The organism is Mucilaginibacter sp. P4_D1 (genome assembly GCF_056401935.1).
This window is the reverse complement of record NZ_JBFUIJ010000074.1, coordinates 1-19,330: the sequence shown is the minus strand read 5'-3', so window position 1 is coordinate 19,330 and position 19,330 is coordinate 1. Positions and strand designations below refer to the sequence as shown.

Genomic DNA, 19,330 nt, shown 5'->3' with positions numbered 1-19,330 from the left:
ACGCGATATCAGCACCAAATAGCTTTACGGAATAACAACCGCATTAAAAGCCTTCAAATATTTAGTTATATAATCTTGCTTCGTTTTTGATTTGTATTGCATAATAAAACGCGGGTGCTCCAGCGCCACAACCTGTTTAAAAAACCGGTGCTCTTCATTAAGTTTGCGTAAAAAGTTTTCATTTTTACCGGTACCAAAACAAAAACAAACATCGGTTTCAAACCCTATAGCAATTTGCTTTTTGATATTTTCTACAATGAATGGGTACACGGCTTTTCTTAGCTCGGGTGTATCGTAATAATTATAGTTCACCTCTTTACCTTTGGGCCCCGTTATGGTGAAACCCAGCGGGCAAACGGAATGAATATAAAATTGCCGGTAAAACTGTTCTATTCCGCCAAAGGCTTCAATCATATCGTAAACATATTCTGATGATGGTTCATGCGTTATTGGGCCGGTATAGGGTATGTGGCATTTGCTAATCATTCGTTTAGGGTCAGTAAAGGATACTCCCGTCATACCCGAACCAAAACGCCCCGGATTTATTCCCAACACCAAATGGCGGGGATGATTATCGCCGTAATATTTATTGTAAAACTGCGTGGATACATCCAATGCAAAATCATTGTCCCTAAAGGGGTTCATAATGCTTACCCCTGCTGGTAGCTTTCCAGTATATTCCAGTTGTTGGTTAAAGGCTATTATTCTATCGGCAAAGGTGTTCATACAGGGTAAAATTAGCAAAAAGCAAAATGCTTAAGGAATAAAGTTATTTTGGGTGGATCTGTTTACTTTTACGTTATGGGCATTATCAACTTTACTACTTTCCTGGTTACTTCCTTTCTGTTCATCATCTCACCGGGTATCGATACCATTTTCGTGCTTAACAAATCAATAACCCAGGGCAAAAAGGCTGGCATTTACGCAACGCTGGGTATCACTACGGGGGTACTTGTACATACTACGCTGGCTGCTTTTGGTTTGTCGTTAATATTATCACAATCGGCAATGGCTTTTAGCTTTTTAAAATACGTCGGCGCTGCCTACCTGGTGTACCTTGGCATCAGTAAGCTTTTTTCAAAAGAAGAAATTTTACAACGGGATGTGGCCATCGTATTAGAGCCTGTGCATAAAACTTATTTATCTGCGGTGTTAACCAATACCCTTAACCCAAAAGTTGCCATATTTTTCCTGGCATTTTTCCCCCAATTCATCCATCCGGCACAAATTCACAATGCCCTGCCCTTTGTTTTGCTTGGTATAACCTACGCGCTAATGGGTTTAGCCTGGTTTGCTGTGCTCACGTTTTTTGCCGGCTCATTATCCGGGCGACTAAAAAAGCAGCCTTTATTTAGTATTTGGCTTAATAAATTTTCGGCGGGTGTTTTTGTGTTGATGGGCATTAAAATTGCTTTCACCAAAAGGTAAACAAAAAAAGTCCCGGCTACTTTAGCAGCCAGGACAATTCAAATCACCCTAAAAAAATCTTACTTCATATATTCTTTGTCCAGAAACAAATACCTTGCCCTGTCGTTTTCTGTTTTTTGTTCACTTTTTACGTCAATGACCATAAATTTGACAGGGCTTTTGCCCGCTGTGTTGGCGTCCCACTTTGGTAATCCTGCACCGTTTGGATTGTAATTTTTAATAAAATTAGCAAAATAGCTTTCCATGGTTTCCGATACTTTAAAGTCGTCAGGTGTCCAGGCGTAAACTTTATTTCCGGCGAGGTTGCCCATAGCATACTCAATTTCGGATGCATGCGATGCGCCAACTGCCGCAGGCGTTTTTGGCATAGCCATTCCACCATTATTTTTTACCACACCACCCGCAAGCCCTGCGGAGGCATTACCCATTTGTGCTGTCATGGCCGGACGTATGCGCGAAAAGCAATACCGATAAACCGGTTTACCGCCTGTTTTTATCTGCAAATCGGCCCATTTCCAGGTGCTGTACACGATAAAACGATCGCTTGATAAAGCTGTTGCCGATTTAACAACTTCTTCGTCTGTAGATGCCGGGTAAAGTTTCATTACTTCTTCGGCTTTATCGCCATACAATGTGGTTAATGTTTTTTTATAATTATCCAACGTGGGGGCGTCGCCACGCATTACAAACTGGTAAGGCACCTCGGCCGAGTTCCAACCAACTAAAATCGGGATTTTAGCCTGCTCGCCGGCCTCAAAAATTTCCGGTAACGATTTTGGCAGTAAGTAGCCATCAATAGTAGGTGTGTTTGGGGTTGCGTTTGCACTATAGGCTGCGTTAAGCAAATCAGCAGCAGGTATAGCCCTTAAATCGGCTATTGATCCGGCTTTCATGTTTGCAGCAAATTTTGCCCCGTTTTTTTCGGCATCAGCCAAAGGGATTGAATTCAAAGTTGGCTTAATGCCGGCGCCGCTCTCTCCTATCGCTGCATTGATTAAGTTTTTTGATAATGGAGATGCCATTTGTACCGATACAGATATCGACCCCGCCGATTCGCCCGCAATAGTAACATGTTCAGGATCGCCGCCAAATTTGGCTATATTTTTTTTCACCCATTCCAATGCCGCATGCTGATCAAGGTAACCATAATTACCCGACGAATGATTTGGAGATTCGGCAGTTAATTCCGGATGCGAAAAGAACCCGAATATGCCCAAACGGTAATTTACTGTTAACGCCACAATACCACGTTTTGCCATGCTTTCGCCGTCATAACGCGATTCGGAACCATCACCGGCCGCTAAACCGCCGCCGTAAAAATAAACCAGTACCGGCAACTTTTCCTTCATGGTTTTGGCTGGTGTCCATACATTAAGATAAAGGCAATCCTCGCTCACGCCCGATGACCTGAAATTCATATCACCAAAAATTGGTTTTTGCATGGGGTTGCCCGCAAAATGATCGGCCTTTAAAACGCCTGTCCAGTTTTTTGCGGGTTGCGGCTCTTTCCAGCGCAAATCGCCAACAGGCGGCTGTGCAAAAGGGATACCTTTAAAAATTGTTATGGCCGAGCCGGCTTCTTTTACGCCTTCCAGTGCACCGTTTGCAACAGTTACCTGGTTTGTTTGTGCAATTACCTTCATGGTAGTTAGCTGCACCAGCAGCAATACTGCTAAAAATGGTTTCCTCATATGGTTTATAATTGGTTATTGGGAATTAATACAAACATCAGTTGTGTTATTGTATCATTATGTTACAATAATAATTTATTTTTACGCCGCTAACAAATTTTTTTGTTAATTGCTATTATATATATGCCTTTAAACAATAACGAGTTCAAAAAACAGGAAGCTGATGCACAAGGCGAAGGTTATTTACCTGGCCTGGCTATTGATGCGGTGATTTTTGGCTTTCATGACAAACAGCTTAAAGTCTTGCTGCTTGCCTATAAAAACACCAGCTTATATGCCCTGCCCGGCGGTTTTATTCACGATTACGAAGATGTTAACGAAGCTGCCCGACGCGTATTATTTGATCGTACAGGGCTAAAAAACATCTTTCTTGACCAGTTTTATGTTTTTGGCGACAGAAGCAGGCACGACCCGGAGCCGCTGAAAAAAATCATGTCGGTAAGAGGGACTACGCCACCGGCCGACCATTGGCTGTTAAAACGTTTTGTATCTATTGGCTATTACGCGCTGGTCGATTTTACAAAAGCCATCCCCACTCCGGATAGCATTTCAGATAGTTGCTGCTGGTATGGCCTCGATGATTTACCTGTGCTGATGCAGGATCACCAGTTAATCATAAAAAAAGCTTTGGAAACCCTGCGCGTAAACTTAGATCAGAAACTGATAGGCTTTAACCTGCTCACCGAAGATTTCACCATGGGCGATTTGCAAAGCCTGTACGAAACGGTACTGAACAAGAAACTCATCCGCGCAGCATTTCAGCGTAAAATGCTAAGCCTGGGGATATTGGAACGGATTGCCAAGAAATTTACCGGCGGCGCACACAAAGCCCCGTATGTTTACCGGTTTATTTCTGATAAGTAAGCTATTGTCTTAATTATACCCTTTAAATGTCGGATTCTGCCCTTTGGGTTTAGGTTTAATCAGTGTAGATTTACGTATAAACCATTAAGAAAATTTTATCAATTAAAAACCTCGACTAAGATGGCAACAATTAATCCTTATTTAAACCTACCTGGTACAACCGAAGAAGCATTTAATTTTTACAAATCGGTATTTGGCGGCGAGTTTTTGGCCGTGATACGTTTTAAAGATTCGCCAGGAGGATCTGAGAATGTAGCCGAAGCGGACAAAGACAAACTGATGCATATTGCCCTGCCCATAGGCAAAAACATCCTGATGGCTACCGATAGCATTGGTGAAATGGGCATGGGCTACAAACAAGGTAATAATTATCATGTCTCTATCAATGCTGATAGTAAGGAGGAAGCCGAAACCATATTTGCAGCACTATCTGCAGGCGGCCAGGTTATGGTGCCGCTTGCCATGGCCGAATGGGGCGACCTGTTTGGTTGGTTTACCGATAAATTTGGCATATCATGGATGGTAAGCTACTCACCTAACCGCCCACAATAATCTTCATTGTTATGAGCGCAAAAACAATTAACATCACCTACTGGGTGCTGACAGTATTGCTGGCTTTAGCTATGGCCGGGGATGGCTTTGGCGGAGTTACCAGGCAACAGGCAGGCATCGATGTATTGAAACACCTGGGCTATCCTGTTTATTTTATGGTGATAATGGGCACTGCTAAACTTCTTGGTGTAATAGCCATATTGCAAAACAAATACAAGGTGGTTAAAGAATGGGCCTATGCTGGCTTTTCCTTCACCTTTTTTGGGGCAATTGCCTCAAGGGCATTTGCAGGCGATGCGGCCAGTGAATTTATCCTACCCATCGTTATGCTTGCGTTCTTGTTTGTTACCTACTATTTTGGGAAAAAATACAATCAATTAAATCAAAAACACTAAAGCACAGATTTTCGATATAAAATACCGGCCGATAATTGACGTGCGTGGCAAATCGTTAAAACTATAGCTAACGGGTAATTGCCTGGCTGATTGAATTGATTCGTTAAAATCGCAGGAAACCACACACCTGGTCAATCATTAATTAGTCAGTCCGCGTTGCCTTATCGCTTCATACAAAATAACCCCGGTTGATACCGATACGTTAAGCGATTCGATCTCTCCAAACATCGGGATTTTGGCCAGGTGATCCGCTATGCGGATGATCTCGTTGCGTATACCGTCTTCTTCCGATCCCATGATGATGGCCGTTGGGGCAGTATAGTCGGGTACGTAAATATCTTCTTTAGTTTTTTCGGTGCAGCAAACCAGCTGCAGGCCCGATTCCTGCAAAAACCTAACGGTTTGCATAAAGTTATCATGGCGGCAAACCGGTATCTTATATAACGCGCCGGCTGAGGTTTTGATAGCATCCGGGTTAATCTGAGCCGATCCTTTCGCCGGGATAACTATGGCATGCACGCCTGCACATTCGGCGGTCCGTGCAATCGCCCCCATGTTGCGCACATCAGTAATAGAATCTAGTACCAATATCAGCGGTACCTCGCCTTTTTCAAAAACATCGGGGATAATATTCTCTATTTTTTGATAAACAATTGGCGAAATAAAAGCAACAGCGCCCTGATGGTTCTTGGCGGTAAGCCTGTTCAGTTTTTCAATAGGCACTTGCTGTGCTGTAATATTATATTCGGTAAGCAGGGCTTTCAACTCATGCGATAAGCCGCCGGCCGCACCACGTTGTATGTATAATGCCTCAATCTCTTTGCCCGAAGTGATCGCTTCCATGATAGCCCTGATGCCAAATACCATCTGGTTACTTTCGCGCTGAGGTCTTGAATTAAATGTCATTTTTGGTATGGATAATTTTGGCAAAAATAGCTATATTAATTGATTAAGCGGTTATTGAACTCAATTGACATTTTGGTTCACACCATTACAACTAACATTTTCAAACTTTATTAACACCGTTTTAAGTGGCTATCAATGAACTCTTTAATATCACAACTAACATCTTACTAACAATTGTGTGTTAATATTAAATGCATTCAACACTATAAATTATTAAATTGAGAATGATTGCTTTAAAACGTCAATACACTATGTGGATGGAATAGTAGCATAGGTAAACTAATTTTTGTATATTTTTGTTGCCTTATGAGTTTTGAGAACGAGAATCAGTACAAGCCTAATACAAACGAACGCCGTAGCCGCATTACCAACCCAACTCCATATACCGGAATGGGCAAGTTACCCCCACAAGCTACAGACCTGGAGGAAGCCGTTTTAGGTGCGCTGATGCTGGAAAAAGATGCACTGTCATCAGTTATCGACGTACTAAAATCCGAGGTTTTTTATCGAGACAATCACCAGAAAATATTTTCGGCGATAAAAGAACTTTTCGAAAAATCCCAACCGATAGATATCCTTACCGTTACCGCCCAGTTACGCAAACAAGGCGATTTGGAAATGATTGGTGGGGCGTACTATATTACCGAATTAACCAGCCGCGTAGCGTCTGCCGCCAATATTGAGTTTCACTCGCGTATTATTATTCAAAAATATATCCAGCGCGAGCTGATCCGTATCTCTACAGAAACAATCAACAGCGCCTATGAAGATACCAGCGATGTGCTCGACCTGTTGGATAAAGCCGAGAAAAATCTGTTTGAGATAGCCCAAAGCAATTTACGCCGTGACGCCCGTAAAATGGACGACCTGGTACAGGAGGCTTTGCGTGATATCGAATCGCTGAAAGATAAAAAAGATGGCTTAACCGGTGTGGCATCCGGGTTTACCGGGCTTGATCGTATGACTTCGGGCTGGCAAAAATCCGACCTGGTAATTATAGCTGCCCGCCCCGCAATGGGTAAAACAGCCTTTGTGTTAAGCTGTGCCCGTAACGCCGCGGTTGATTTTGACAAACCGGTTGTAGTGTTCTCGCTCGAGATGTCGTCAGTCCAGTTGGTGAATCGTTTAATTGCGGGTGAGGCCGAAATTGAGCAGGAGAAGATCCGTAAAGGAACGTTAGAAGAGTGGGAATGGCAACAGATCCACTCAAAAATTGGCCGCCTGGAGAAAGCGACCTTCATTATTGATGATACCCCGGCATTAAATATATTTGAATTCAGGGCAAAATGCCGCCGTTTAAAATCGCAGCATGATATCCAATTAATCATCATCGATTACCTGCAGTTGATGCACGGTAAATCATCAGATGGTAAAGGTGGTGGTAACCGTGAGCAGGAAATTGGTAGTATATCGCGTGCCCTTAAATCAGTAGCCAAAGAATTAAACGTGCCGGTTATCGCACTATCGCAATTAAGCCGCGCTGTAGAAACCAGGCCGGGTAATGCTAAAAGGCCAATGCTATCGGATTTACGTGAGTCGGGCTCTATCGAGCAGGATGCGGATATGGTTTTGTTCCTTTATCGCCCCGAATATTATGGCTTAACCGAAGACGAAGATGGCAACCCAACCCAGGGCGTGGGTGAGGTTATTATCGCTAAACACCGTAACGGTGAAACAGGTACCGTAAGGCTTAAATTTGTTGGTAAATATGTAAAATTTGCCAACCTTGAAGAAGGCATGGACAGCTTCCCTCCTGCTGCCGGTAACGCATTTAGCGGGTTGGCACCATCGCAGGATTTTGAAAAGCAAAGTAATTTTATTATCCGCCCATCAAGGATGGATGATATTGATGATGAGCCGCCGTTCTGATGTGCAGATTATAGATTTCAGATGTGCAGATGTTTGTTAAATAATAAAGCCTCAATTTTTAAAATTGAGGCTTTATTATTATTTATATCGCTGCTGCGAGCTTTCAGCTCGTGGTGAACACTGGTTGCAGCTTTCAGCTGCCCTACCACAAAGGTTTAAACTATTAACCCTAAAACCACCCCCATAATGATTATTAGTGGCGCTTTAATTTTTGTAAACTTTAATAATAAAAAAGTACAAGCCATTAACAAATAAGCCACCCAGTTACCGCCGAAGGGGCGTACTAACAGGATAAAAGCTGTCGCCATAAAGCCTACAGCCACAGCGTTTATACCGCTTAACGAGTTTTTGATGCGGGTTATTTTTTTTAGGTCCTCCCAAAATGGAACGATAAAGAGTATCAGAATTAGCCCCGGAGTGTTTACGCCTATTACCGCTACCAGGCTGCCAACTATTTGCCCGCCAATACCATATCCCTTATTACCTAAAGTTATTCCTCCCAAAAAAGAAGTGAAAGAAAACGTAGGCCCGGGCAATGCCTGTTGCAAAGCATAGCCTGAAAGAAACTCCGAACTACTGAGGTAATGTTTCACTTCAACAAATTCGGTATAAAGCAAGGGTACCATTACCTGCCCGCCGCCAAATGTGAGGATGCCGTTACGGTAAAAGTTTTCGAACAGGCGAATAGGCAAACTGAAGGGCGATGTTTGGTTAATAACGGCACCAAGGGCTGCAAAAAACAACAAGATGCCTATAAAGTAAGCTACCTTGTTGGGGTTTACATTGGAGTAAAGTTTTACCCTCAGTTCGTTTTCCTGTGGCTGCGTCTCCATCGCCGATGACAGGATGCCTCCTAACAAAATCAACAATGGAAAAGCGTAGGCATTTTGTAATATCAGCGTAGCTATTAATGATCCAATAGCCAGCATGGTGCTTACCTTGGTTTTCAAAAACTTGTGGGCAAAACTGAAGGTTGCGTAGGCAACAATACCCACAGCTACCGGCTGTACATAACTTACCACATGATTAAACTTAGCCTGATTGGCAAACATTTTATAGCTGATGGCAGCGATCCCCATTATAGTAGCCGAAGGCAAAATCCAGATAAAAAAAGTGATCAGCGCTAATTGTAAGCCACCAACTTTCCAGGCTATGCCTACCAGTGTTTGAGTTGATGAAGGACCGGGCAACACCTGCGATAAGGCGTTCAGTTCCATCAATTCCTCTTCGGTAACGTAGCTCCGCTTCTGCACAAACTCGCGCAGCAAAACTGCTATATGCGCCTGCGGACCGCCAAAGGCCGTAAAGGTGTACATCAAAACATCGCGAAGAAATAGTAAGCTTCTTTTGTTCATTAGTTCATTGGTTCACTGGTTCATTGGTATCGCTTTATTAATTATCTGATGGTTTATGGCACCCATTGTTGGGGCCGCCTTACTTCGTTGCTGTTGCATTAACCGCGAACTGAAAAATAGCACATCCGATGCAAAAGACCAATGAACCGAACAAAGTGAACCAATGAACTAATAATCGTCATCATCTTCCTCAATTCCCATTGCCTGCCGGTAAACGGCCTGCAATTCCGAAAATGCGTGGTTATCGCGCTTGGCTTTTGTGATTTTCATGCCGTTTTCATAGATGGCAATAGCGTCATCTTTGCGGTTTAGCGCCTCATAAAGCTTACCTAAGTGGTAATAGGTACCGGTATAATTGGGGTGGTTATTTACCAGGTCTTCATAATATTCAAGCGACTTATCTACCTGATTAAGACGAAGATATTCGGTAGCGAGCGCGTATTTTAAAAACTCGTCGTTAGGTTCATTTTTAATAAATTCMAGTAGCTTATCTAATCTGCTCAACTCCATTTTAAACTCTATGTTTTTTAKTTAAATTTGCCAAAACCTATTGTTATGAAGATTTTGGTATGTATAAGTAATGTTCCCGATACCACCACAAAAATAACTTTTACTGATAACAACACCCAATTTAATACCAACGGTGTTCAATTTATATTAAATCCTTACGACGAGATAGCACTTTCACGGGCTATCGAATTAACCGACGGCGGAAAAGGTACAGTAACAGTTATCAATGTTGGCGAAGTAAATACCGAGGCCACAGTTCGCAAAGCGCTGGCCATTGGGGCCACCGATGCGGTACGGATTAACGCTAAGCCACATGATGCATGGTATGTAGCTTACCAGGTTGCCCAATATGCGAAAGCTAACGCTTTCGACCTCATTCTGACTGGTCGTGAGTCTATTGATTATAACGGATCAAAAGTTGCAGGCATGCTGGGCGAGCTTTTGGATATTCCCTCGGTATCTATCATTAAAAAGCTGGATGCAGCGGATAATGAGGCGACGGTTGAACGGGAGATAGAAGGCGGCAAAGAGATTTTAACCATTCCGTTCCCTTTTGTTGCCGGCACTGCCGAAGGTGTTGCCGAGCCGAAGATCCCGAATATGCGTGGTATCATGTCGGCACGTACCAAACCTTTAGTTGTGGTGGAACCTGTTGACGTAAAAACATTTTCGGAAATCATCAGTTATGAAACACCGGCCCCGCGCGGACAGGTTACTTTGGTAGCCGCAGATGACGTGGCCAAATTGGTTAATCTTTTACATGCCGAAGCTCGCGTTATCTAATTTAATTCAAATCGTTTTTTACGAAACTCATTATATATGTCAGTTTTAATATATGCGGAAAATGCCGGCGGCACATTCAAAAAATCAGTTTTTGAAGCTGTAAGCTATGCCAAGGCCATTGCCGATCAAAATAATACCGACCTGGTAGCCATCTCTATCGGCGACGTAGATGCAGCCGGATTAGCTTCCCTGGGCAAGTACGGTGCAAAAAAAGTGCTTAATGTATCGGGCGATAAGCTAAAAAACTTCATAAACCAGGCCTATGCTTCTATCATAGCCGAAGCTGCAAAAAAAGAGGGTGCTGATGTTGTAGTACTATCAAACACCTTTTCGGGCCGTGGTTTGGCTCCGCGTTTGGGCGTTAAGCTGGAAGCAGGCGTTGCCGATGGCGCTGTGGCCCTTCCGGAGCAAAATGATGGCAAATTCAGGGTTAAAAAAACAGCCTTTTCGGGCAAGGCTTTCGCTGTAGTTGAGTTAACATCGGCAAATAAGGTTATCGCCCTTATTCCAAACTCCTATAAAGTTGTAGAAACCGGCGGCACTGCGCAGGTAGAAGATTTTGCGGCAGCAACCAAAGAATCGGATTTTAAGGCGATAATTAAAGAGATTGTTCGTGCTACCGATAAAGTTTCGTTGCCTGATGCCGAAATAGTTGTATCCGCCGGACGTGGGTTAAAAGGCCCCGAAAACTGGGGTATGATAGAGGAACTAGCTAATTTACTTGGCGCTGCTACAGCCTGCTCAAAACCGGTATCTGACGCAGGATGGCGGCCACATAGCGAACATGTTGGACAAACTGGTATAGCTGTCAGTCCAAATTTGTATATTGCGATAGGAATTTCAGGTGCTATTCAGCACCTGGCAGGTATCAGTTCTTCAAAGGTAATAGTGGTTATCAATAAGGATCCCGAGGCGCCGTTTTTTAAAGTGGCAGATTACGGAATAGTTGGCGATGCCTTTGAAGTGGTGCCCCAATTAATAGCGGCAGTAAAAGAATATAAAGCTTCAGCATAAATATTAGGTGCGATGGGTAATAACATGAAAAAAATTAAGCTGGATATTGTAGGCTTGTCATACAGCCAAACACAATCCGGCGCTTATGCTTTAGTTTTAGGCGAAGTTAGCGGCAGGCGCAGGCTGCCTATTATTATAGGTAGTTTTGAGGCACAAGCTATTGCGATTGAAATAGAAAAAATGACGCCAAGCCGCCCGCTTACGCATGATCTTTTTAAAAGTTTTGCGGAGGCCTACCAGATAGAGGTGCAGGAGATTATCATATACAACCTGGTTGATGGTATTTTTTATTCCAAGTTAATTTGCAGCGATGGTAAACGCTCGGTTGAAATTGATGCCCGTACATCTGATGCTATAGCTATAGCGGTTAGGTTTGATTGTCCAATTTTCACCTACGAATTCATCCTGTCGACAGCCGGAATAGTAATTGAAGGCAACGACTTTGTTTACCTTGAAAATATCAACGAGACGCAGGAAGAAAAAACCGTTAACACATCAACAGTAGGCAGTGGCTTTGCTTCGTTAAGTGTTGATGAGCTAAAAACAAAATTGCAGGAAGCCCTTGCCGAAGAATCATATGAAAAGGCCGCCAAAATCCGCGACGAACTGAATAAACGAAAAGCCTCCTGATTTCGGATTTGAGAATTTCGATTTCGGATTTAGTTAATAAAGCTGTACCGAAATTCTCAGATTCTATTATTCATACCTATCAAATAAAGCCCTCTTTTTGTGAACCCGGCACCAAAGCATAGCATTTAAAGCCATTTTGCTAAATTCTGCATCCCTTAGCTTCTTGATTTGCGTTTATTTCGCTACTTTCCCGTTTTTAATTTAACACTGATTATCATTATTAAAACCCGTACCATATGAATATTAAGTTCCGCTTAATACTGATGAATTTTATGCAATTTTTTGTGTGGGGGGCTTGGTTGCTTACTATTGGCGCTTATTGGTTTCAAAACAAACACTGGTCGGGAGCGCAATTCGGTGCTATTTTTTCGACGATGGGCATTTCATCTATCTTTATGCCTGCTATTACCGGCATTATATCAGACAGGTTTATTAATGCAGAGAAGCTATACGGCATAATGCATATCCTTGGGGCACTAACCCTATTCAGCTTGCCGCTTGTTACTAACCCCTCAACTTTTTTTTGGGTGATTTTGCTGAACATGATGTTTTACATGCCCACGCTGTCACTCTCCATCACTGTATCATATTCTGCATTAAAAAGTAATAATATCGATGTTGTTAAAGATTTCCCACCTATCAGAATTTGGGGTACCATTGGTTTTATTGCAGCATTGTGGACAGTTAGTTTAACGCACAGCGAAATTTCGGCCAATCAATTTTATATAGCCGGTGCAGTTGCATTTGTATTGGGTTTATATTCATTCACGTTACCAAAGTGCCCGCCGCTTTCGGCTAAAACCGAGAAAAAATCATTTGCAAGTTCATTGGGGTTAAATGCGTTTGCGTTGTTTAAAGATCCTAAGTTTGTCATCTTCTTCGCCTTCTCCATGTTGTTGGGTGCAGCATTGCAGCTTACCAACGCTTATGGCGATACATTTATTCATGATTTCRCCAAAGTACCTGTTTATAAAGACTCGATAGCTGTTAAGTATCCGGCTATTATTATGTCGATATCGCAAATCTCCGAAACATTGTTTATCCTGGCTATCCCCTTCTTTCTGCGTAAGTTCGGTATCAAGTATGTGATGCTTTTTAGCATGCTGGCCTGGGTTTTAAGGTTCGGTTTGTTTGCCTTTGGCGATCCTGCCGGAGGATTATGGATGATAGTTTTATCATGTATTGTATACGGGATGGCCTTCGACTTCTTTAATATATCGGGATCGTTATTTGTTGAAACCCAGGCAGCGCCCGAAATACGCGGAAGCGCGCAAGGCTTATTTATGATGATGGTAAATGGTTTCGGCGCCTTTTTTGGCAGCCGTATAAGTGGCATTGTGATTGACAAATTTTTCACACATGCCGATCAGAGTAAAGACTGGCATGGTATCTGGCTTAGCTTTTCAGCATATGCATTGGTTATAGCTATTATCTTTCCGTTTGTTTTCAGATACAGGCATAATGCAGCATTAAAGAACGCCATTAAACATGCTTAAGAAGATATTGCATTTTTTTATTACTGAACAAACTGTAGCCCGTTAACCAATGAAAAAACACTACCGCGAGGAAAACGACTGCCTTAACTGCGGGGCAATTTTGCAGGGTAAATTTTGCTCAAACTGCGGGCAGGAGAACCTTCAGGTAAAGGAAAGCTTTGGCCATATGATGAATCATGCCGTCAGCGATTATTTCCATTTCGACCATCAGTTTTTTCATACGTTACAGCCGCTTCTTTTTAAGCCAGGGAAGCTTACAACCGAGTACCTGGCCGGGCGCAGGACGCAATACCTGCATCCTGTTAAAATGTATATATTTATTAGCCTGGTATATTTTGTACTGTTGTTTAAAAGCAATACGGCAGATATCGTGACCCTAAGCAATGATAAGGCAAAATCAGAGGAAGCGGCGGATAACATGAAGATATCCGTTAAAAATGGGATTGATAACAGTATTTTCCTCAGCGAAGATCAAAAGAAGGCGATCAAAAAAAATGTCGATTTTAAGGCCGATAGCATTAAGCGGGACATTAAGGCCGCTAATAAAAAGGATTCCATTAAAACTTATGAACAGTACCTTGCTACCCAGCGACAATTACCGGCCGATAAAAGGGACGGTGTGATAAGCAGGTATTTAGAGAAGAAACAATTTGAGTGGGCAAAAGAGGGCAAATCTGCAAATGAAGAGATTAATGAGGGCATTAAGCATAATGTGCCTAAGATGATGTTTTTACTACTGCCACTATTTGCGTTGATACTTAAGATCGCGTTCTCCAAAAACAAAAAGTTTTATGTGGAGTACCTCATCTATTCGTTCCATCTCCACTGCTTCGTATTCTTGTTCCTGGCATTTCTTATGTTGGTACAGTTGCTTATCCCGCATAAGCTTATCGATCTTATTGTTATAATGGATGTAGCAGCCCTGTTTTTTATCCTCTGGTATATGTACCGCTCCCTGCGTGTTGTTTACGGTAGAAGCAGGCTAAGGACAATTACAAAGATGATTGGGATATCGGTGAGTTACTTCCTGGTATTTGCCATTTGTCTAACCATCCTGGCTACCATTACCGCGGTTACAACATTATAATCAGGATCAGAATTTACAGGATTTATCAGAATCAAATTCTGAATATTTTTAAATTCTGTAAATTCTGATTCTGGCATTTTACTTCTTCCCTATCGCATACTGTATACCACCCAGCAAATGCTTCAGGTATAATGGATCGGCGTATGACTCATCGGTATGTCCCAACTCCGTGTAAAAGGCACGGCCGCCATCAAAGCTGTGGTACCAGGCCATCGGGTGGTTATCACCGTTTTCGCCGCCTGTATAGCTTTTCTCATCTATCTTGATCAGTACATGCAGGTCGTCGGCTATCCATTTGTAGTTATACCATTCGTCCCAGCGTTTCCAATCTTCGGGAAGGTGTTTGGTGGCGATAAAATCGCGGTCGACCACATGCAACACCGCTTCCTGTTGTTTAGGATGACTTTTAAAATAAGCGCCAACCAGCTTGCCATACCACGCCCAGTCATATTCGGTATCGGTAGCAGCATGTACGCCAACAAAGCCGCCTCCGGCTTTAATATACTGTTCAAAGGCTGTTTGCTGCGCATCGTTCAATACATCACCCGTAGTACTTAAAAATATTACAGCCGCATATTGCTTTAAGTTGGCGGCAGTAAACTTTTCGGCGTTGGTGGTGCTATCCACAGCAAAGCCATTTTCGGCACCCAGCTTCATAATAGCCGGTACGCCAACCGCTATAGAATTGTGATGAAACCCGGCTGTTTTGCAAAATACCAGCACTTTGGTTTTGGCGGCTGCATCAATGATAGCCAAGCCTGTTAGCAGGCAAATGATGAATAATTTTTTCATAATTTATATTTCAAAAGGTTAGTTTGGGAATTTCATTCCGTAATGCAATTTAGTATTAATGTTTCACGTAGCAAGGTTTAGTTTTGAAAGCTGCAAATCGTCTGCTGCAGCTGTCGCGGCACCTTTACCGGGCAAAAAGCACCTAAAGTGGGTTAACATAACTTAACACATTTTAGATATTCCATTCATAAGTATTTGATAATTAACACCTTAAAAATAACCATGGTTAACACTAATTTGATGTATCGCGCAATTTGAGTGCATCCCAATATTTGTACCTGCTGTTAGCCAAAACAGGATGTCGAGGCGACCTGGATTTTTTAGCCAGGATCAGTCAACAAACGTAAGTATCGTTTTAGCAATTATTCAATAACAGCTTGTCGCCGCAAATTATTCAGATGCGTTTACCCTGACACTTTTATGTAAAAATTTTGCTTCCTGAATGTAAATTCCAACTATATCATATTAAATCTTTTATTTAGCAGGTACATGTATGTTAGCTTAACCATAATACGTTACCGCAAGCTGTTTATACCATTCGCATTATTGGCCATGGCTATCCACCGGCTGCCCTTAATACTGCAAAAAGGTTGTTCATTTTACAAACTGCTTGGATCGGGCAAAAACGGAACTTTTGATTTACAACCCGACTGGCAGCAATGGGGCTTACTGGCCTGCTGGGAAAGCCGGGAAGATTTTGACCAGTTTTATAACAGGTCGTTTGTATCTGGCTGGTGGAAAATATTTGGTAATGAGGGCTATACTGTACTATGCCAGCCGCTGCAAAGCCATGGTAAGTGGAATGGCAAAGAGCCCTTTGGTAATCCCGAAGCTACAAATTACGCCGGTCCGGTTGCTGTGTTAACACGGGCCACCATCCGTATAAGCAGGCTTAAAAATTTCTGGAGCCATGTAGATGAGGTGGCCGGGTTGATGGTATCGGCCCCAGGCTATGTTACATCGTTTGGTGTTGGCGAAGCGCCCGTTTACCGGCAGGCAACATTTTCTGTATGGAAAAGCATCGATGATGTAAAAAACTTTGCCTACAAAAGCCGGGAGCACGCCGAGGTAATAAAACTTACCCGTAGCGAAAACTGGTACAGCGAAGAGCTATTCGCCCGCTTCCGGCTGGTTGCCAGTTTTGGATCGCTGGATGGAAAAGACCCTTTAAATGACTTATTGAAAAATTAAAATATGAGAATTATTGCCGAACTACCGCACCCCGATTTTAAAGTTACTATCATGAACATGAACCAAAAGTTTATTGTAAAGATAGAGCAGGGTACCCTGGAACAAAGTTTTAAAGTTGCCGAAATGGATTTAACAGATGGCGTTAACAGTGTTTTTGAATTGCTTGATGAGGAGTTTTTAACCAAGGTAGGCGCCAGGTTTATAGAGATGCGTACTGATTTTAAAGATGCATACTATCGGTACAATTACTAACAGGATTTACAGGATTAGTAATTGATTTACAGGATTTTAAAATATATAATCTTGACAAGAAGAATTATATTTGGCAAAACAAGCAAAATACATGTAATTAATAACCTAATTCTCTCTGGTTATTAAACTAAAAATCTAACTAAATAACAATAAATTATTGTCTATTAATAATTTACATTTTTATAAGTAATTTTATTTGGTTACAATGTCAGCCAAATAAATGGGAGGTTAAGCCAAAATAAGGTCGCAATACCAAAAACCGGCTGGCTTTTGATCCGGGCTTGTAACGCAGGAATCGTCGGTATTTTTTGGGGCCTGGTATTCCTTAAATATTTTAATCCCCGTTTGATAGCTGACGGGCTTTGAAAAAATTGGCCCCTTAAAAGTGAAGGTATGAAACTCACCGTTCTCGCCGCAAACATCTACATCATCGGGCAACGCATCAATCAGTTCGGCGCTTATCTCCTTCCCTACTATTCGCTCAAGGCGTGCCTGGGTGCAGGCTATCACCGTTCCAAATCCAAGGCTTAAAAATTCGTTGATGAGTTCGCTGTTGTCACGTTTCCATAATGGGTAAATACCGGTAAGGCCAACTTCGCTCAGCCTTGCATCACGATAGTCTTTTAAATCCTGCAAAAAAATATCGCCAAAAATAGAATGCGTTATGCCCTCGTTTTTGAAGTGAGCCAGGTGATAATGCATAACCTCGTCATACTCCTTCATACCGGGCATTTCGGGTAACCGGATCTGGTATAACGGTATACCAATACTTTCGGCCTGTTTTATCAATAGTTCCGTGCGTACGCCGTGCATCGAAATCCTGTCGGCAGCATCATTAATAGTTGTTACCAGGTACCGTATGTCAAGGTCAGGATTTTGCAGGCAATGATACAAAGCCAGCGCGCTATCCTTACCGCCGCTCCAGTTAAAAATACACTTCTTCATTTTAATTATTGAATTATTGATTTAGTGAATTATTGATTGATAGAATGCGGTATTTTATCGTTCTTTTAGCAATTCATCCACCACGGCCACTACTCCTACTGTTGCTTTTTCCTGGATCTTGATAACCGGGCCGCGCACATTGATATTGGGTATTTTAGGGTCGATAACATACCGGGGCACATCGCGGTTTACATAGCCAATTAATCCGGCCGCCGGGTATACAGCCAATGAGGAGCCAATCAGCATAAAAATTTCCGCGCGGCTACAAATCCTCGCTGCCGTTTCAATCATGGGCACAGCCTCGCCAAACCAAACAACGTGGGCGCGCAACGGCGATCCAAGTTCGCATAGCTCGTCCATCCCAATCTCCCATCCATCAATAGGGTAAGTAAGTTCAGGGTTAACACTTGATTGCGAACGGGTGATGATGCCGTGCAGGTGTACCACCTGGGTTGAGCCTGCACGTTCATGCAGATCATCTATATTTTGGGTAATAATAGTTACATCATATTTTTCTTCCAATTTGGCCAGGGCATAGTGTGCGGCATTAGGATTTGCATCCATCACATTTTTACGTCGCTCATTATAAAACTGCTGTACCAGGGCCGGGTTACGCCGCCACGCTTCGGGTGTAGCCACATCTTCTATATTGTACCCCTCCCAAAGGCCGTCGCTGTCTCTGAAGGTCTTTAAACCACTCTCAGCGCTTATTCCTGCACCCGTTAATACTACCAACTTTTTCATAAAGTAAAATCTTAGTTCATAAAAAAAGCGACCTGCATAATGGCAGATCGCTTTTCAATTTTATCAATTTAAATTAAAGTGCCAATTGTTTTTGTGTGCGTAAAAAAGTGTACTTAGTTTTAGCCAGCTCAAAGCCGCCGAATAGTAGCAAGCCAAACACCAGATTGCCATATACCATATTCTTCTCGAATGGCAATGCTGCCACCAGCGATTTGCCATAGCCTGCTAATGTATTGGGGTAAAGCTTCAGCTCGGTATAAAACCAGGGCATATCCGTAATTAGCCAATGGATAAGCACAACACCGATAGATGCTAATAATACATTAACAAAATTTACCTTTTTTATTAAAGTCCCGGCCAGCACCATAATAGCATAGCTAATATAAACGCCGATGATACCATCGTACATTATTGAAAACTTTGAGGTATAAAGGTAATTAATCACTACATCTGTACATAAAAGCGTAAGCAATACAATTACATATCCCTTCCATTTATCAACAAAGTAAACGCCGCCAAATAAAGCTATTGCCCCTACCGGGTTAAAGTTGCTCAGCTCTTTATATCTAAAAGCTAATAATCTGAATGCGGCGGCAACAATGATCATTAAAACAAGGATAATGTTACGGCTTATGGTATCTTTTTTATTCATGGTTTTATTTATGATGTAAAATTACTCATTATAAGTACAAATAAAAATAGCTGGTGCTAAGTCAATAGTACTAAGTCGTAAGTCCAAAGTCGAATTTTTCTTTTTTGGCTTAGAACTTAAGACTTTGGGCTAAAGACTTGTTACTTTTTCCATCTTGATTCCTGACTCTTGACT

At 42.3% G+C, this 19,330-nt stretch carries 21 protein-coding genes; 12 read left to right on the top strand and 9 right to left on the bottom strand.

Annotation, left to right across the window (positions count from 1 at the left end):
* Nucleotides 1-24: 24 nt before the first annotated feature.
* Nucleotides 25-726, bottom strand: a complete 702-nt coding sequence (locus tag AC1DV1_RS29950; protein ID WP_477368016.1) for a uracil-DNA glycosylase family protein — start codon at nucleotides 724-726, stop codon at nucleotides 25-27.
* Between the two features lie 75 nt (nucleotides 727-801).
* On the opposite strand from AC1DV1_RS29950, the gene AC1DV1_RS29945 reads away from it, so the two are divergent.
* Nucleotides 802-1,428, top strand: a complete 627-nt coding sequence (locus tag AC1DV1_RS29945) for a LysE family translocator (protein ID WP_477368013.1) — start codon at nucleotides 802-804, stop codon at nucleotides 1,426-1,428.
* A gap of 59 nt (nucleotides 1,429-1,487) precedes the next feature.
* Here AC1DV1_RS29945 and AC1DV1_RS29940 read toward each other — a convergent pair whose 3' ends face one another.
* Complete coding sequence (locus tag AC1DV1_RS29940) at nucleotides 1,488-3,119, bottom strand: carboxylesterase/lipase family protein (protein ID WP_477368010.1); 1,632 nt, start codon at nucleotides 3,117-3,119, stop codon at nucleotides 1,488-1,490.
* 123 nt (nucleotides 3,120-3,242) lie between these two features.
* On the opposite strand from AC1DV1_RS29940, the gene AC1DV1_RS29935 reads away from it, so the two are divergent.
* The 3 genes from AC1DV1_RS29935 to AC1DV1_RS29925 all read left to right on the top strand — a co-directional run bounded on the left by AC1DV1_RS29935 (nucleotide 3,243) and on the right by AC1DV1_RS29925 (nucleotide 4,930).
* A complete protein-coding gene (locus AC1DV1_RS29935; RefSeq protein WP_477368007.1) occupies nucleotides 3,243-3,983 on the top strand; it encodes an NUDIX hydrolase in 741 nt (246 codons plus the stop codon).
* Nucleotides 3,984-4,103: 120 nt separating this feature from the next.
* Nucleotides 4,104-4,535, top strand: a complete 432-nt coding sequence (locus tag AC1DV1_RS29930; protein WP_274213482.1) for a VOC family protein — start codon at nucleotides 4,104-4,106, stop codon at nucleotides 4,533-4,535.
* 11 nt (nucleotides 4,536-4,546) lie between these two features.
* Nucleotides 4,547-4,930: a DoxX family protein gene (locus AC1DV1_RS29925; protein ID WP_477368003.1), complete on the top strand. Its 384-nt coding sequence runs from the start codon at nucleotides 4,547-4,549 to the stop codon at nucleotides 4,928-4,930.
* Between the two features lie 138 nt (nucleotides 4,931-5,068).
* Here AC1DV1_RS29925 and rlmB read toward each other — a convergent pair whose 3' ends face one another.
* Entirely contained in the window at nucleotides 5,069-5,836 is a 768-nt protein-coding gene (gene rlmB / locus AC1DV1_RS29920) for a 23S rRNA (guanosine(2251)-2'-O)-methyltransferase RlmB (RefSeq protein WP_477368000.1), read from the bottom strand.
* 306 nt (nucleotides 5,837-6,142) lie between these two features.
* Between rlmB and dnaB the strand changes: the two genes are divergently transcribed.
* Nucleotides 6,143-7,705, top strand: a complete 1,563-nt coding sequence (gene dnaB / locus AC1DV1_RS29915) for a replicative DNA helicase (RefSeq protein WP_147059983.1) — start codon at nucleotides 6,143-6,145, stop codon at nucleotides 7,703-7,705.
* A 155-nt stretch (nucleotides 7,706-7,860) separates the two neighbouring features.
* Here the strand turns inward: dnaB and chrA are convergent, their stop codons facing one another.
* Both chrA and AC1DV1_RS29905 read right to left on the bottom strand, forming a co-directional pair.
* The gene (gene chrA / locus AC1DV1_RS29910) at nucleotides 7,861-9,060 is read right to left on the bottom strand and encodes a chromate efflux transporter (protein WP_477367997.1); all 1,200 of its coding nucleotides are present in this window, start codon (nucleotides 9,058-9,060) and stop codon (nucleotides 7,861-7,863) included.
* 168 nt (nucleotides 9,061-9,228) lie between these two features.
* Complete coding sequence (locus tag AC1DV1_RS29905) at nucleotides 9,229-9,570, bottom strand: tetratricopeptide repeat protein (protein ID WP_477367994.1); 342 nt, start codon at nucleotides 9,568-9,570, stop codon at nucleotides 9,229-9,231.
* A 45-nt stretch (nucleotides 9,571-9,615) separates the two neighbouring features.
* On the opposite strand from AC1DV1_RS29905, the gene AC1DV1_RS29900 reads away from it, so the two are divergent.
* From AC1DV1_RS29900 to AC1DV1_RS29880, 5 genes are all read left to right on the top strand, one after another.
* Nucleotides 9,616-10,353 (top strand): electron transfer flavoprotein subunit beta/FixA family protein, encoded by a 738-nt coding sequence (locus AC1DV1_RS29900; protein ID WP_477367991.1) that lies wholly within the window; start codon nucleotides 9,616-9,618, stop codon nucleotides 10,351-10,353.
* Between the two features lie 36 nt (nucleotides 10,354-10,389).
* Nucleotides 10,390-11,367 (top strand): electron transfer flavoprotein subunit alpha/FixB family protein, encoded by a 978-nt coding sequence (locus AC1DV1_RS29895; protein WP_477367988.1) that lies wholly within the window; start codon nucleotides 10,390-10,392, stop codon nucleotides 11,365-11,367.
* Between the two features lie 24 nt (nucleotides 11,368-11,391).
* Complete coding sequence (locus AC1DV1_RS29890; protein ID WP_147059973.1) at nucleotides 11,392-11,997, top strand: bifunctional nuclease family protein; 606 nt, start codon at nucleotides 11,392-11,394, stop codon at nucleotides 11,995-11,997.
* A 236-nt stretch (nucleotides 11,998-12,233) separates the two neighbouring features.
* On the top strand, nucleotides 12,234-13,493 hold the full coding sequence (locus AC1DV1_RS29885; RefSeq protein WP_477367985.1) for a nucleoside permease: 1,260 nt from the start codon (nucleotides 12,234-12,236) through the stop codon (nucleotides 13,491-13,493).
* A gap of 49 nt (nucleotides 13,494-13,542) precedes the next feature.
* The gene (locus AC1DV1_RS29880; protein WP_477367982.1) at nucleotides 13,543-14,580 is read left to right on the top strand and encodes a DUF3667 domain-containing protein; all 1,038 of its coding nucleotides are present in this window, start codon (nucleotides 13,543-13,545) and stop codon (nucleotides 14,578-14,580) included.
* A 78-nt stretch (nucleotides 14,581-14,658) separates the two neighbouring features.
* Here AC1DV1_RS29880 and AC1DV1_RS29875 read toward each other — a convergent pair whose 3' ends face one another.
* On the bottom strand, nucleotides 14,659-15,372 hold the full coding sequence (locus AC1DV1_RS29875) for a ThuA domain-containing protein (RefSeq protein ID WP_477367979.1): 714 nt from the start codon (nucleotides 15,370-15,372) through the stop codon (nucleotides 14,659-14,661).
* A gap of 489 nt (nucleotides 15,373-15,861) precedes the next feature.
* Here AC1DV1_RS29875 and AC1DV1_RS29870 point away from each other — a divergent pair, with 489 nt between their 5' ends.
* Both AC1DV1_RS29870 and AC1DV1_RS29865 read left to right on the top strand, forming a co-directional pair.
* Nucleotides 15,862-16,563 (top strand): DUF3291 domain-containing protein, encoded by a 702-nt coding sequence (locus AC1DV1_RS29870; RefSeq protein ID WP_477367976.1) that lies wholly within the window; start codon nucleotides 15,862-15,864, stop codon nucleotides 16,561-16,563.
* 3 nt (nucleotides 16,564-16,566) lie between these two features.
* Nucleotides 16,567-16,815 (top strand): hypothetical protein, encoded by a 249-nt coding sequence (locus tag AC1DV1_RS29865; protein WP_477367973.1) that lies wholly within the window; start codon nucleotides 16,567-16,569, stop codon nucleotides 16,813-16,815.
* A 228-nt stretch (nucleotides 16,816-17,043) separates the two neighbouring features.
* Here AC1DV1_RS29865 and AC1DV1_RS29860 read toward each other — a convergent pair whose 3' ends face one another.
* From AC1DV1_RS29860 to AC1DV1_RS29850, 3 genes are all read right to left on the bottom strand, one after another.
* The gene (locus AC1DV1_RS29860) at nucleotides 17,044-17,760 is read right to left on the bottom strand and encodes a Dph6-related ATP pyrophosphatase (protein WP_477367969.1); all 717 of its coding nucleotides are present in this window, start codon (nucleotides 17,758-17,760) and stop codon (nucleotides 17,044-17,046) included.
* Nucleotides 17,761-17,814: 54 nt separating this feature from the next.
* Nucleotides 17,815-18,504, bottom strand: coding sequence for an SIR2 family NAD-dependent protein deacylase (locus tag AC1DV1_RS29855; RefSeq protein ID WP_477367966.1), 690 nt, complete (start codon nucleotides 18,502-18,504; stop codon nucleotides 17,815-17,817).
* 73 nt (nucleotides 18,505-18,577) lie between these two features.
* Complete coding sequence (locus tag AC1DV1_RS29850) at nucleotides 18,578-19,156, bottom strand: DUF6580 family putative transport protein (protein WP_477367963.1); 579 nt, start codon at nucleotides 19,154-19,156, stop codon at nucleotides 18,578-18,580.
* Nucleotides 19,157-19,330: the final 174 nt, after the last annotated feature.

Bases quoted from the DNA above. Each gene is read 5' to 3' on its own strand.
- AC1DV1_RS29865 (WP_477367973.1), top strand. From the start codon at position 16,567: ATGAGAATTATTGCCGAACTACCGCACCCCGATTTTAAAGTTACTATC.
- AC1DV1_RS29935 (WP_477368007.1), top strand. From the start codon at position 3,243: ATGCCTTTAAACAATAACGAGTTCAAAAAACAGGAAGCTGATGCACAA.
- AC1DV1_RS29860 (WP_477367969.1), bottom strand. From the start codon at position 17,760: ATGAAGAAGTGTATTTTTAACTGGAGCGGCGGTAAGGATAGCGCGCTG.
- AC1DV1_RS29930 (WP_274213482.1), top strand. From the start codon at position 4,104: ATGGCAACAATTAATCCTTATTTAAACCTACCTGGTACAACCGAAGAA.
- rlmB (WP_477368000.1), bottom strand. From the start codon at position 5,836: ATGACATTTAATTCAAGACCTCAGCGCGAAAGTAACCAGATGGTATTT.
- dnaB (WP_147059983.1), top strand. From the start codon at position 6,143: ATGAGTTTTGAGAACGAGAATCAGTACAAGCCTAATACAAACGAACGC.
- AC1DV1_RS29950 (WP_477368016.1), bottom strand. From the start codon at position 726: ATGAACACCTTTGCCGATAGAATAATAGCCTTTAACCAACAACTGGAA.
- AC1DV1_RS29945 (WP_477368013.1), top strand. From the start codon at position 802: ATGGGCATTATCAACTTTACTACTTTCCTGGTTACTTCCTTTCTGTTC.
- AC1DV1_RS29880 (WP_477367982.1), top strand. From the start codon at position 13,543: ATGAAAAAACACTACCGCGAGGAAAACGACTGCCTTAACTGCGGGGCA.
- AC1DV1_RS29940 (WP_477368010.1), bottom strand. From the start codon at position 3,119: ATGAGGAAACCATTTTTAGCAGTATTGCTGCTGGTGCAGCTAACTACC.
- AC1DV1_RS29890 (WP_147059973.1), top strand. From the start codon at position 11,392: ATGAAAAAAATTAAGCTGGATATTGTAGGCTTGTCATACAGCCAAACA.
- AC1DV1_RS29875 (WP_477367979.1), bottom strand. From the start codon at position 15,372: ATGAAAAAATTATTCATCATTTGCCTGCTAACAGGCTTGGCTATCATT.
- AC1DV1_RS29900 (WP_477367991.1), top strand. From the start codon at position 9,616: ATGAAGATTTTGGTATGTATAAGTAATGTTCCCGATACCACCACAAAA.
- AC1DV1_RS29870 (WP_477367976.1), top strand. From the start codon at position 15,862: ATGTATGTTAGCTTAACCATAATACGTTACCGCAAGCTGTTTATACCA.
- AC1DV1_RS29855 (WP_477367966.1), bottom strand. From the start codon at position 18,504: ATGAAAAAGTTGGTAGTATTAACGGGTGCAGGAATAAGCGCTGAGAGT.
- AC1DV1_RS29895 (WP_477367988.1), top strand. From the start codon at position 10,390: ATGTCAGTTTTAATATATGCGGAAAATGCCGGCGGCACATTCAAAAAA.
- AC1DV1_RS29850 (WP_477367963.1), bottom strand. From the start codon at position 19,156: ATGAATAAAAAAGATACCATAAGCCGTAACATTATCCTTGTTTTAATG.
- AC1DV1_RS29925 (WP_477368003.1), top strand. From the start codon at position 4,547: ATGAGCGCAAAAACAATTAACATCACCTACTGGGTGCTGACAGTATTG.
- chrA (WP_477367997.1), bottom strand. From the start codon at position 9,060: ATGAACAAAAGAAGCTTACTATTTCTTCGCGATGTTTTGATGTACACC.